This window comes from Cupriavidus laharis (assembly GCF_914271435.1).
In the GTDB taxonomy this organism is placed as follows: domain Bacteria; phylum Pseudomonadota; class Gammaproteobacteria; order Burkholderiales; family Burkholderiaceae; genus Cupriavidus; species Cupriavidus laharis.
Window position 1 is genome coordinate 332,054 of sequence record NZ_CAJZAI010000005.1, and the last position, 12,157, is coordinate 344,210.

At 66.5% G+C, this 12,157-nt stretch carries 11 protein-coding genes and 1 rRNA gene; 4 read left to right on the forward strand and 8 right to left on the reverse strand.

The window, feature by feature from the left end; genetic code table 11:
- Positions 1-27: 27 nt before the first annotated feature.
- From paaD to paaA, 4 genes are read right to left on the reverse strand one after another with little or no spacing between them, the layout of a single operon-like run.
- Positions 28-570 (reverse strand): 1,2-phenylacetyl-CoA epoxidase subunit PaaD, encoded by a 543-nt coding sequence (gene paaD, locus LDO29_RS13685; protein WP_224080323.1) that lies wholly within the window; start codon positions 568-570, stop codon positions 28-30.
- Positions 571-601: 31 nt separating this feature from the next.
- Positions 602-1,444: a 1,2-phenylacetyl-CoA epoxidase subunit PaaC gene (paaC, locus tag LDO29_RS13690; protein WP_224080324.1), complete on the reverse strand. Its 843-nt coding sequence runs from the start codon at positions 1,442-1,444 to the stop codon at positions 602-604.
- Between the two features lie 12 nt (positions 1,445-1,456).
- Entirely contained in the window at positions 1,457-1,744 is a 288-nt protein-coding gene (gene paaB, locus LDO29_RS13695) for a 1,2-phenylacetyl-CoA epoxidase subunit PaaB (protein ID WP_224080325.1), read from the reverse strand.
- A gap of 22 nt (positions 1,745-1,766) precedes the next feature.
- Entirely contained in the window at positions 1,767-2,780 is a 1,014-nt protein-coding gene (paaA, locus tag LDO29_RS13700) for a 1,2-phenylacetyl-CoA epoxidase subunit PaaA (RefSeq protein WP_224080326.1), read from the reverse strand.
- Between the two features lie 283 nt (positions 2,781-3,063).
- On the opposite strand from paaA, the gene LDO29_RS13705 reads away from it, so the two are divergent.
- The 3 genes from LDO29_RS13705 (at position 3,064) to LDO29_RS13715 (ending at position 6,675) form a co-directional block, all read left to right on the forward strand.
- Positions 3,064-5,271 (forward strand): VTT domain-containing protein, encoded by a 2,208-nt coding sequence (locus LDO29_RS13705; RefSeq protein ID WP_224080327.1) that lies wholly within the window; start codon positions 3,064-3,066, stop codon positions 5,269-5,271.
- On the forward strand, positions 5,232-6,020 hold the full coding sequence (locus LDO29_RS13710) for an endonuclease/exonuclease/phosphatase family protein (RefSeq protein WP_224080328.1): 789 nt from the start codon (positions 5,232-5,234) through the stop codon (positions 6,018-6,020). The genes LDO29_RS13705 and LDO29_RS13710 overlap by 40 nt, the downstream gene beginning before the upstream one ends.
- Before the next feature lie 184 nt (positions 6,021-6,204).
- Positions 6,205-6,675: a universal stress protein gene (locus LDO29_RS13715; protein WP_224080329.1), complete on the forward strand. Its 471-nt coding sequence runs from the start codon at positions 6,205-6,207 to the stop codon at positions 6,673-6,675.
- A gap of 10 nt (positions 6,676-6,685) precedes the next feature.
- Here the strand turns inward: LDO29_RS13715 and LDO29_RS13720 are convergent, their stop codons facing one another.
- The 4 genes from LDO29_RS13720 to LDO29_RS13735 all read right to left on the reverse strand — a co-directional run bounded on the left by LDO29_RS13720 (position 6,686) and on the right by LDO29_RS13735 (position 11,308).
- Positions 6,686-6,964, reverse strand: coding sequence for a DUF1488 family protein (locus LDO29_RS13720; protein ID WP_011299329.1), 279 nt, complete (start codon positions 6,962-6,964; stop codon positions 6,686-6,688).
- Positions 6,965-7,071: 107 nt separating this feature from the next.
- Positions 7,072-9,174, reverse strand: coding sequence for an FUSC family protein (locus LDO29_RS13725; protein ID WP_224080330.1), 2,103 nt, complete (start codon positions 9,172-9,174; stop codon positions 7,072-7,074).
- 399 nt (positions 9,175-9,573) lie between these two features.
- A complete protein-coding gene (locus LDO29_RS13730) occupies positions 9,574-10,818 on the reverse strand; it encodes a nucleoside recognition domain-containing protein (protein ID WP_224080331.1) in 1,245 nt (414 codons plus the stop codon).
- Positions 10,819-10,921: 103 nt separating this feature from the next.
- Positions 10,922-11,308, reverse strand: coding sequence for a DUF488 domain-containing protein (locus LDO29_RS13735; protein WP_224080332.1), 387 nt, complete (start codon positions 11,306-11,308; stop codon positions 10,922-10,924).
- A gap of 750 nt (positions 11,309-12,058) precedes the next feature.
- Here LDO29_RS13735 and LDO29_RS13740 point away from each other — a divergent pair.
- Positions 12,059-12,157: ribosomal RNA gene (locus tag LDO29_RS13740) — 16S ribosomal RNA — on the forward strand; the annotation flags it as partial.

Here is a 12,157-nt window from a genome sequence, read left to right on the forward strand (position 1 = left end):
TCGCTCGGGACGGCGGGGTCAGTAGGGTTAGTAGGGCTTGAAGTAGTCGAACGGCTCGCGGCAGTCCAGGCAGCGGTAGAGCGCCTTGCAGGCCGTGGACGCGAAGCGCGAGATTTCCTGTGTGTGGCGACCGCCGCAGCGCGGGCAAGTCACCGTGTCGGGCACGCCGGCACGTGCCGCGCGCGGCACGAAGTGCAGCGGTTGCGTGGCGGGCGCTGTGCCGCATGGCTGCGGCGGGGCGATGCCGAACTCGCGCAGGCGTTCGCGCGCGGCGTCGCTGATCCAGTCGGTCGTCCACGCCGGCGACAAGGCCGTGCGGATCCGCCATGGTCCAAGCCCCGCCGCATCGAGCGCCTGGCCGATGTCCTCGGCGATCTGCGACATGGCCGGGCAGCCCGAATAGGTCGGTGTGATCGTGACTTCCAGCGTGGCGCCGTCAGCCACCGTGATATCGCGCAGGATGCCGAGACCGCGGATCGATACCACCGGGATTTCCGGGTCGGGCACGGCCTCCAGCGCGTCCCACGCGCGCGCGGTGCGTTCTGCGTTGGAATTGGCCATGGTGGTCATGTCCGTCCCCGTTGGCTGTCGCCGGCCAGTGCTACCACTGTGCGCCGGGGTGGGCGCGCGCCAGGCTCTGCATCTCGGCAAGCAGGTAGCTCATATGCTCCGAATGCAGGCCGTGCTTGCCGGTGGACAGGAAGGCGCTCGGCACGGGCTTGTCGAGCGTGGCGGCCTCGAGGGTCTCGTCGACCGTTGCCTCCCACGCGTCGCGCAGGTCGGAGGTTGGCACGGCCACGCCCTGGGCCGCCGCGAGCTGTTCCACTTCGTCGCTGGCGAAGCACTCGTTCATGTATGGCATCAGGTGGTCGAGCGCGTGCTGCATGCGCCGGTGCGAGGCCTCGGTGCCGTCGCCAAGGCGCACCATCCAGCCGGCGGCGTGGTGCAGGTGATAGCGGGCTTCCTTGACCGACTTGGCCGCGATGGCAGCCAGCTCCGCATCGGTGCTTGCCTGCAGCACATTCCACAGCTCGACCATCAGCGCGCTGTACAGGAAATTGCGCGTGATGGTGACGGCGTAGTCGCGGTCGCTGCTCGCGGTGCCGGCCAGCGGGCCGCTGTGCGGCAGCTCGGCCAGCGTCCAGTTGCCGAACTCGCGTTCGCCGCGCCAGTACGCGTAGTCGTCCTCATGGCGAGGCCGGCCGGTCAGCGCGCCTTCGAGCTCGCCGGCGTGCGCATAGAGCAGCCGGGACTGGCCGATCAGGTCCAGGCTGATGTTGGCCAGCGCAATGTCTTCTTCGAGCACCGGGCCATGGCCGCACCACTCGGCATTGCGCTGGCCCAGTATCAGCGCGTTGTCGGCGAGCCGCAGCACATAGCGGAGCGCCGCGGTGCGCTCGGGCGGCAGGTGCGACAGCGCGATGTCGGACGTCGGGGTCGTCATGGTGCCTGGCCCTTACATGTGGTTGACTTCGTCGGGCAGCTGGTAAAAGGTCGGGTGCCGGTAGATCTTGTCGGCCATCGGGTCGAACAGTTCGGCCTTTTCGTCGGGCGCGCTGGCCGTGATGGCGGTGGACGGCACTACCCAGATCGACACACCCTCCTGGCGGCGCGTATAGACGTCGCGCGCCATGTGCAGCGCCTGCTGGGCGTCCGCCGCATGCAGGCTGCCGCAATGCTTATGCTCCAGGCCCTGCTTGCTGCGCACGAACACCTCCCATAGCGGCCATTCCTTCTGCGTCATGCTGGTCTCCTTGTCCTTTGCCTCAGGCGGCTTCGCGCTGCGCCACGCGCGCGGCCAGCTTGGCGGCGTGGGCCAGCGCGGCTTCGCGCACCCAGGCGCCGTCCTCGTGGGCTTTCACGCGCGTGGCCAGGCGCTCGCGGTTGCATGGGCCATCGCCGTTGATCACGCGCCAGAACTCGTCCCAATCCAGCGGGCTGTAGTCGTAGTGGCCGCGCTCGGCATTCCATTGCAGGCCCGGGTCAGGCAGCGTGACGCCCAGCACCTTGGCCTGTTCGACAGTCGCGTCGACGAATTTCTGGCGCAGGTCGTCGTTCGAGATGCGCTTGATGCCCCAGGCCATGGTCTGGGCGCTGTTGGTGGACGCGGCGTCGGGCGGGCCAAACATCATCAGCACCGGGAACCACCAGCGGTTGACCGCGTCCTGCACCATCTCGCGCTGGGCATCGGTGCCCCGCATCATCGCCAGCAGCGCGTCGAAGCCCTGGCGCTGGTGGAAGGACTCTTCCTTGCAGATGCGGATCATGGCGCGCGCATAGGGGCCGTAGGAGCAGCGGCACAGTGGGATCTGGTTCATGATCGCCGCGCCGTCGACCAGCCAGCCGATCACGCCCACATCGGCCCAGGTAAGCGTCGGGTAGTTGAAGATCGACGAATACTTGGCCCGGCCCGTGTGCAGCGCGTCGATCATTTCATCGCGCGAGGTGTTCAGCGTTTCCGCGGCGGAATAGAGGTAAAGGCCATGGCCGCCTTCGTCCTGCACCTTGGCCAGCAGGATGGCCTTGCGCTTGAGCGACGGCGCGCGGCTGATCCAGTTGCCTTCGGGCAGCATGCCGACGATTTCAGAGTGCGCGTGCTGGGAGATTTGCCGGACCAGAGTCTTGCGATAGGCCTGCGGCATCCAGTCTTGCGGCTCGATCTTGCTGTCGGCGGCCATGCGCGCATCGAACGCCGCCTGGCGGCTGGCGTCGTCCAGGCCTGGCTCGTACGGCGTGAGCACGGCAGGGTTGCCGGGCACGTCCAGACTCTGCGTGTACATAGGAGCCTCCTTTGGCGGCTGCTGTCCCGGCTCTGGCGGCCGGCTTTGCACCTGTGGTTCGGCCTCATTATATATAAGCCGACCGGTCGGTCAATTAAACGGGGCGCAGCCTGACCTGCCTCGTTGGCCACATGGCGCGGTTGTGCTGGCGGTGCACGAGCCGGAAGCCGCGTGACGGCAACTTTTACAAAGGCAAGTAAGGCCGGCGCGACACGGGCTGGCGCAGCCGCCGGTTTCCGCGCCTGCACGACCGGTACGAAACTTGCGCAGCATACCTTTCGCCATGACTAACGATGCCCAAGCCTCGCTGCTGCGTCCCGGGCACAATTGCTGGCGCGTGGAGCCATGCGCGCGCTTTGCGATGCTGGTCGATGCGGATGCCTATTTCACCGCATTGCGGGAAGCCTTGGCACGTGCCGAGCAAACCATCTTCATCCTGGGGTGGGACACCGACAGCCGCATGCGGCTGATGCCCGGGGCTCCGGACGATGGCTTGCCGGCCGGGCTTCGCGATTTCCTCAACGCGCTGTGCGAGCGCCGGCGTGGCCTGCGCGTCTACGTGCTGAGCTGGGATTTCGCGATGGTGTTCGCGTTCGAGCGGGAGTTCCTGCCTGCGGCGCGGCAGCACTGGCAGGCGCATCGGCGCCTGTCGTTCTGTCTTGATGGAACCCATCCGGCGGGGGCGTCGCATCACCAGAAGGTGGTGGTCATCGATCACTGCCTCGCGTTCGTCGGCGGACTGGACCTGACGATCCGCCGCTGGGATACCCCCGATCACCGCGCTGACGACCCACGCCGGACCGATCCGGACGGCAGGCCCTACGCGCCGTTCCACGATGTGCAGTGCATGGTGGACGGCGCGGCCGCGCGGGCGCTGGGCGACCTGGCGGCCGAGCGATGGCTGCACGCGACGGGACGTCATCCGCGCGTGCCCGCGACGCCCACGGCAGACCCGTGGCCCCGGCAGGTACCACCGGACGTCGCCGATGTGCAGGTCGCCATCAGCCGTACATACCCGGCACGCGATGACGCGGCCGCCGTCAGCGAGATCCGCGAACTCTATACCGATGCCATCGCCGCCGCGCGCCACAGCCTGTATCTCGAAAACCAGTACTTCAGTTCGGGACTGATTGCCGACACGTTCGCGTCACGCTTGCGCGAGCCCGACGGGCCCGACATCGCACTGGTCTCGCGCCGGACCGAAAGCGGCTGGCTGGAAGAGGCCAGCATGGGCGTGCTGCGCGCACGGCTCTGCCGAGGTCTTGGCGCAGCCGATTCGCACGGCCGCTTCCAGCTTTACTGTCCGGTCGTGCCCGGCCTGCGAGATGCCTGCGTCAATGTCCACAGCAAGGTGATGGTCGTGGACGACCGCTTGCTCACGATCGGTTCCGCGAACCTCAGCAACCGGTCTTTCGGGCTCGATACCGAATGCAACCTTGTCATCGAGTCGAACGGCGACCCTCGCATCGCGGCAGCGGTCCGTGCGATGCGCGGCCGCTTGCTGTGCGAGCACCTTGCGGTCACGCCCGAGGTCCTGGACCGGGCCATGGCAACGCATCCCAGGATGAACGATGCGCTCCGCGCGTTGCATCGGCGGGAAGGCCGCACGCTGGAGCCATTCATGCCAACCGTTCCTGAAGACGTTGACGCCGCGCTGCCCGACGCCTCGCTGCTCGACCCGATGGAGCCGATCGACACCGGACAGGTGATGGCCGAGTTTATCGGCCAGGAAGCGCGGCCGCGCGCGGCCAGCCGCGTGGCGATGCTGGTGGCGTTCGCGCTGGTGCTGGGCGGCGTGGCGTTTGCATGGCGATACACGCCGCTGCGCGAATGGGCCGATTTCCGGCATCTGCTGGCGCTGATGGAGCGCGTCGACGACATGCCGCTGGCGCCGCTCGTACTGATGTGCGCGTATGTCGTCGGCGGGCTGACGATGTTCCCGGTGACCGTGCTGATCGTGGTGACGGTGGTGGTGTTCGGGCCGTTGTACGGTGGCGCGATGGCAATGGCCGGCACCGTGCTGGGTACGGCAGCCGGCTACACGGCGGGGCGCCTGCTCGGACGCAATGCCGTGCAGCGCTTTGGCGGCCGGAGGCTGAACCGGCTCAGCCAGCGGGTCGGGCAGCACGGCGTGCTGGCGATGGTGGTGCTGAGACTGGTGCCCGTGGCGCCGTTCACGCTGGTGAATCTCGTGGTCGGCGCCTCGCGCATCCGCTTGCGCGATTGCCTGCTGGGGACGGCCATCGGCATGTCGCCCGGCATCATCGTGTCGGCGTCATTGGTCGACCGCATTGCCGCCGTGGCGCGCAATCCCGGCGTAGCGACATTCGCGTGGCTGGCGCTTGTTCTGCTGCTGCCTGCGGGCCTGTGGTTGCTGCTGCGGCGAAGACGACAGCGCCGCGGACGCGTACTGCACGCGCACACGCCTCGCGACGCAGGCGCCAGGCATTCGTGCCGCGCAAGCGCCGCATCGAGCGAGAGGGCGCGGTGAACGCGTCGGCCCAGACGGCCGCGGCCGTGGTTGCCAGGCATGCCGACATCGTGGTGGCAAGCTACAACATCCACGGCGGCGTCGGCACGGACGGGCATTTCGTACCGAACCGGATCTGCGAGGTGCTGCGCGAACTGCGCACCGATCTGGTCGCGCTGCAGGAGGTCGAAACCCGCGCCACCGGCTTCGATATGCTGCGCTTCCTGTCCGAACATACGGGGCTGCACGCGATACCGGGACCGACGCTGGTGCGCGACGGCGGGGACTATGGCAATGCCTTGCTGACACGTTATCCGCCGATAGCGGTGCGGCACATCGACCTCAGCGTGAAAGGGCGTGAGCCGCGCGGCGCCATCGATGCGCAGCTCGAATGCAATGCGATCGAGTCCGGCACATTCGCGCTGCGCGTCATCGCAACGCACCTGGGCTTGCGCCCCAGCGAGCGCCGCGCGCAGGTGCGCCGCCTGCTGACCGCGCTGGCCGAAGTCCCGGCCCAGCCGACGATCCTGCTGGGCGATGTCAACGAATGGTTCCTGTGGGGGCGCCCGTTGCGCTGGCTGCACGCGTATTTCGAGCGCACGCCGCATGTGTCGACATTTCCGTCGCGTTGCCCGCTGCTGGCGCTCGATCGCATCTGGACTTCGCCGCGCGCGCATCTGGTCGCGGTTGCGAGCCACCGCAGCCCGCTCGCGCGGCTGGCATCTGATCACCTGCCGCTGCTGGCGCGGATGCAGTTGACGTCGCGATAGCGGTGCATCCGACCTGCCGAGAAGCCCGAGGCGGGCCTTTCCGAGCCGGCCGGCCTCACGCGCGACGCGCTTGCGCGCCTGCAGAGGCTGGTCGCGCCGCGTGCCGCCGGCAGCACGTGTAGTATGGGGATCGGCGGCGGCCTGCGGTCGCCATCCCCTTTTCCTGTCTACGGAGGTAACGAAGATGACTGGTGCGGCGTACAAGAAGATCGTGGTGGCGGTGGACGGCAGCAGTACGTCGTGCCTGGCCCTGGATGAAGCGATCCGGGTTGCAGGCCCGGGCGGTGCGGCGGTGCTCGCGCTTTATGTTGTCGACAGCGCGACGCCCCTCTTCGATGCCGGCTTCTACGATCCGAGCCAGGTGCAGAAGGCGTTTGTCGAGAGCGGCCAGCGGGCGCTCGAGGATGCCGCCAGCCGCCTGGCGGCCGCCAATGTGAAACACGAGACCCGACTGGTGAGCGAAGCCGCGGTGCCGGGCGACATCGGCGCGTCCATCAATGAGGCTGCCCGCCAGTGGGGTGCCGACCTGCTGGTGATCGGCACGCACGGCCGGCGTGGCGTGCGCCGGCTGGTGCTGGGCAGCGTGGCCGAGGCGGTGATCCGGCAATCCACCACGCCGGTGCTGCTGGTGCGCGGGGAAGGCGCCGCGGACTGAGCGATGCGGGTCAGCCGGCGAAGCGGAAATGCCCGCTGCGCAGAACGATCTCGCGGGCCTCGGTCAGCTCGAACAGGCTTTCCGCCAGTTGCTCGATGCGCTGGCGGTTACTGGTGAAGGCCGCCAGCAGGTCTTCTTCGCGCGGGGAGCGCGCGCCGAAGTGCGCTTCCAGCGCTTCAGCGGTGACGGAATACTGGGTAGGGCTGCCGTTGACCGTTGCAGGGCAGGACAGCCTCAGGCTGGCCGCGCAATAGGTCGGGTTGGCGCGAGGAAACGAGACAGCGGACATGGCGTACCCCTCGTGCGGTCGACGAACGAATGACAACATTCTAGGACATCGGTTGGCGCGGTAAAGGTCGGCATACGTTTGGTCGACATACGTTTCGCATGCCGCCCTCATGGGCCATGCGCGAAGCCGGGCGGTGCGGCGGCCAGGGCCGGCTCGCGCAACGCTGTCGCGGCCGCGTGGGCCGCGGCGATATGGGCATCAGCGTAGTTCGCCTGTTCGGCCAGAAAGCGCTCGAAGGGTAGTGGCAGCCCAAGCTCGACCGTAGGCGCCTCCTGCCCTGGACGGCTGGCGGCCCCATGCCCAGGCCGTACCGCGACCTCGGCAAGCCGGATTTCGAGCGCCGCCAGGGCCGATTGCATCGGTGCGCGTGGCAATGCGTCGAACGAACCCGACTCTGCACCCGCCCGCACCACGCCGGCCAGTGCCGCCATGCGGCGCGCGATGGCATGCAGGCGCGCATAGGCCTGTGCCGCCGCTGGCGTGAGCCCCTGACCCTGCTCGGCCAGCGTACGTTCCGCGCGGGTCGAGGCCCGGCCTGCGGAAATCCGCAGTGCCTCGAGCCGCGCCATGGCCGGCGCCACGGTGCGAGCGGCCGCAAAGGCGGCGCGCAGGTAGACCGCATTGACGGCCAGCGCGTCGAAGGCGTGGCGGAACATGCGCGAGCGCTCCATGCGCGGCGCCAGCACGTGATAGCTTGCCAGCGCAATCAGGCAGCCCAGTGCCGTATCGATGCCACGCAAGGCGGCAAAGTGGCTGCTGTCGACGGCCGGTGCGCCGACCCACGAGAACAGGATGACCGCTGGCGTCAGGCAGAACGCAAAGCCGGCAGGCTGGGCCGCAAGCCGGTTGGCGTACGCCCCAGCCAGGAACACGGCGCTGATGCCCAGCGCCACCGTAGGCGCCGGGTGCGACAGGCCAATCGCGCATGCCAGCAGCGCCCCGGCAAGCGATCCGGAAAAGCGCTTGAGCGAGATCTGGCGCGTCGTCTGAAGTTGCGGGCTCAGCACCATGATGACCGTGACCGCCACCCAGTAGCCGTGGTCCACGTGCCACCATTGCGCCGGCAGCAGGCTCAGGCAGCCGCCGAGCGCCAGGCGAATGGCGTGGCGGCCGGCCTGCGCATCGCGGGCCGTGTGCTCGCCGAGCGCGCTGCGCACGCGGTCCACGGCATGCCACAGACCGCGCCGCGGCCAGGAGAATCCGGCACGCCAGCGTTCAAAGTCCGGGTGCCGGGCCAGGGCCGCCAGCGCGGACTGGTATGGCGGCGGCGCGCTGGCGTTGGGCATTGGCGAAATCAGCCGCCGGAGTTCGTGCCGGAGCGCCGCACTCAGGGATGGCAGGTCTGCGGCATGCCGGGCCATGGCCTGGCTGACCTGCTGGTGCGCATCGACCATGCAGCGGGCGATGTGCCGCAGCGGCAGCTGATGCGCGGGGCCTGCGCGCTCGCACAGCTCCGCCGCCACAATCAGCAGGCCGAACAGGGCATCAGCGATGCCGATGACATAGGTGTAGTGCAACAGGGTATGGGCTTCCCGCAGGTTGCGGCGGGCATGGATGGCGCGTCGGGCTGCCTCGATGCGGTTGCGAATGTCCTGCTTGCAGGCGGTCAGGTCGGCCGCAGCACTGCCGTCAGCGAGTACCGTGGCGAAGCGCTGCAGCGCGGCATAGACGGCCTCGGTCTCCGGGCGCGGGCGAGTATCGCGGCGCGAGGGGATCAACGCCAGGCAGATTGCACATGCAAATACACCGCCTTTCAGGTAGCCAAGGCCGGAATCCACCAGATGGGCCAGCATGTCCTGGCCGTTCGCAGGCTGCAGGCAAGCGGCGATCAGCACCACGTACAGCATCTTGGCCGCGAGCGCCGCAGCCGGCCCGCGCGTTTCCGCCAGGCCGGCGGCCATGCCCGCGACCAGCACCACGGACACCGCCGCAAGAGGACTGGAGGCCACGGCGGCGCCCAGTGCACTGGCCAGGCAACCGCCGATGCCGACCGCGCCAAGCATGGCAAGGCGTTCGGCTGCCGTGCCTTCACGGTCAGCGAGGCAGGTCCAGATGGAGGCGGTCGCGGCCCATAGGTAAGTCTCCTGTCCGGTCAGCCATCCCATGCCGGCAAGAGCGAGAAACGACCCCGCATAGATCACGCCACGTCGGATCCGCGCAGCATCGGGCCAGTAACGGAGCAGGAATAGCAGGAATGGGACGGCGGGCATAGGCGAGGCGTAGGGCTTCGGTCACTCTATGACAGCATTTGCTGCGTTGCAACAAAATCGAGAATCGATGCCGTGCTGGCAACGATCTGGAGCACTGTTGCACTATCGCGGGGCAATCATAGCCAGTCCGGTGCGCGCCCCGTTTGCTGCGGCAGAAGTCCAATGACGACAGGGCCTTATGCCGAAATCCGGGCAAAAAAAACCCGCGCAATGTTTTGCGCGGGTTGGAATCCACCGAGGTGGTGGAGGAGACAGACTTCACTATACACGTCTTGTTGCGTCGCACCAAGTCGCCGCTTGGCAATGTTTGGTTTTTGACACAATGTTGTTGTGAATCTACAACGAACGAGGTCCGACTTGATCTATTTGTTTCGCATGAGACACTTTTTGCTATCAAATCTATCGAAAGAGATAGGCGGCACCGACAGCGCAGAAGAGTCCGGCGACGTCGGCAAACAGTGCACAACCCAATGCATGACGTGTATTGCGCACATTGACACTGCCGAAATAGACGGCCATGACATAGAACGTGGTTTCGGTCGACCCCTGGATAATGGCTGCAAGCCGACCCTGGAAGGAGTTCACGCCGTAGGTGGTCATCACATCCACCATCAGCCCGCGGGCGCCGGCGCCAGACAGGATCTTCATCAGGCCGACCGGAAGCGCGGGTACGAACTCCGTATTGAGGCCAAGCCAGGCGAAGCCGGCGGTCAGGCCGTGCATCAGGACGTCCATGCAGCCGGTGGCACGGAACAGGCCGATCGCAACCAGGATCGCCACAAGGTACGGAATGATCTGTACCGCCACGCCAAAGCCTTCCTTGGCGCCGTCGATGAAGGCCTCATAGACATTGACGCGGCGTACTGCCCCGCACACCAGGAAAACAGTGATCAGCGAAAGGATGAAGCCGCTGCCCGCCAGGGCCGTGAGCTGACTGACCTGATCCGGCGGCGCATGACGCAGCCAGGCCAGGAGCCCGCCCACGCCCAGTGCGGCGAAGGCAAAAGCCACTAGTACCGCCGGTCGGAACAGGTTCAGCCGCTGCACCCAGGCGACCGCCAGCAGGCCCGCCAGGAAGGAACCACCGGTCGCCAGCAGCGTCGGCAGGAAGATATCCGCCGCGTTGAACCCGACCAGTCCTTGCTTGATCGCGACAGCCTGCCGCATGGCGATGACCGAGGTCGGGATCAGGGTCAGGCCCGCGGTGTTCAGCACGATGAACATGATCTGGGCGTCGGTGGCGACCTCGGGGCGCGGATTCAGCGTCTGCAGCTCGCGCATCGCGTTGAGCCCCAGCGGCGTCGCTGCGTTGTCCAGTCCCAGCAGGTTGGCCGAGACGTTCATCATCATCGCGCCTTGGGCGGGGTGGCCCTGCGGCACACCGGGGAAGAAATGGCGCAGGAGCGGGTTGACCAGCCTGGCAAAGGCATCCACGACGCCGGCGCGCTCGCCGATGCGCATGATACCCAGCCAGAGGCTCATCACTCCGGCCAGTCCCAGCGAAATCTCGAACGCCGTACGGGCGCTGTCGAACAGGCTGGCCAGCATGGCCGGGAACACGGCAAGGTCGCCGTTGGCAAGCCGAATGCATGCTGCCAGGAAGGCAGTCAGGAAGAAACCGAGCCAGACGAAATTCAGGACCATCGGAAGTCGGGGCGAAGAAGGGATGACCGGGTCCGGTTTGCGGCCCGGAACCGGACAAGCCTCGCATCATAGCTGCCAGCGGTTGCGGGCAGCAGGTCCTTCGTCAGGCGATCAGCGCGCCACGCTCGGCGAGCAGCACGCGCAGTACCGAGCGGTGGCAGTGCGCCTCATCCTCGCAATAACAGCCGATGGAGAAATTTGTCTGGTGCGACAGGGCCGCTAGCAGGTCGAGCGTACGGCTGGCATCGTGCTCGGCCATCTCCTTGCGGAAGTGCCTGACGAAGGCGCGCCACGCCTTGTCGTCCGCGGCCTCCAGGGCTTGGGCGACCAACTCGGGTGACGGGGACAGGACGGGATACCAGACGTCGTAGTAATCGCGGCTGGCAAACTCGGACTTGGGAACACCCCGGGGTGGCCGGCGGACAGTGCCAATGCGAAGGCCCTCATCCGCGGCGCGCGGGGAGCCCAGTCGAACGATCCGGATGGTCATGGAAGTTTCCGCTTGGGCGGCAGCGCTTTGCTGAAGTCCCTGATCATGAATCATCGTGTCGTGCCTGACAAACATCTGCCCCTGTTGCCGGTGACTCTCATCGACATTTCTGTCATGAAGCTACAGGCGGGATTGGCCAAACAGGAACTGACTTCGGCCACGGGCGTCACATTGAATGAACCATTTAATCTATATAGATGCCCTGGGACTCGACCTGTCCCAGGGTCGGGTAGCGCACAACGCAGGTGCCTGGTACAAGGTTCTAATGGGCGCCATGAGGCGCTTTTCGGTTTTCTCGAATTATTTCGCCCAACCCCTTGCCAAGACGGTTGTGGGGCCGTAATATTCGCCCCCTCGCAACACGAGACGGCGCTGCAAGGCAGGGCAGGCAAGGGTTGCGGGGTGGATTGGGTGGTTGGAAGCGCGAAGTTGGCGCGACTGGCTGAAGCAAAAAAAGATTGCTGACCCGGTTGACGAAACGAAGAAAGCGCTGCATAATCTCGTTTCTCTGCTGCAGACAACGCAGCGCGCTGAACGGCAAAGCCGGCAGCGAAGTTCTTTAACAACCAAACAACCGATAAGTGTGGGCGCTGGGTAGCGGGGCGCCCGAAGTCTTCGGGCTTCGGAGCTTCCAAAGTTATCAGTGCTCGCACAGCAAAACGTGACTGGATTTTCGGATCTGGTCAGTCAGTTTTCTGAGAGTGAGCGACCGCTCGAAAGAGCGAGTCCCGCAAGGGACACACAGGTATTGAACTGAAGAGTTTGATCCTGGCTCAGATTGAACGCTGGCGGCATGCCTTACACATGCAAGTCGAACGGCAGCACGGGCTTCGGCCTGGTGGCGAGTGG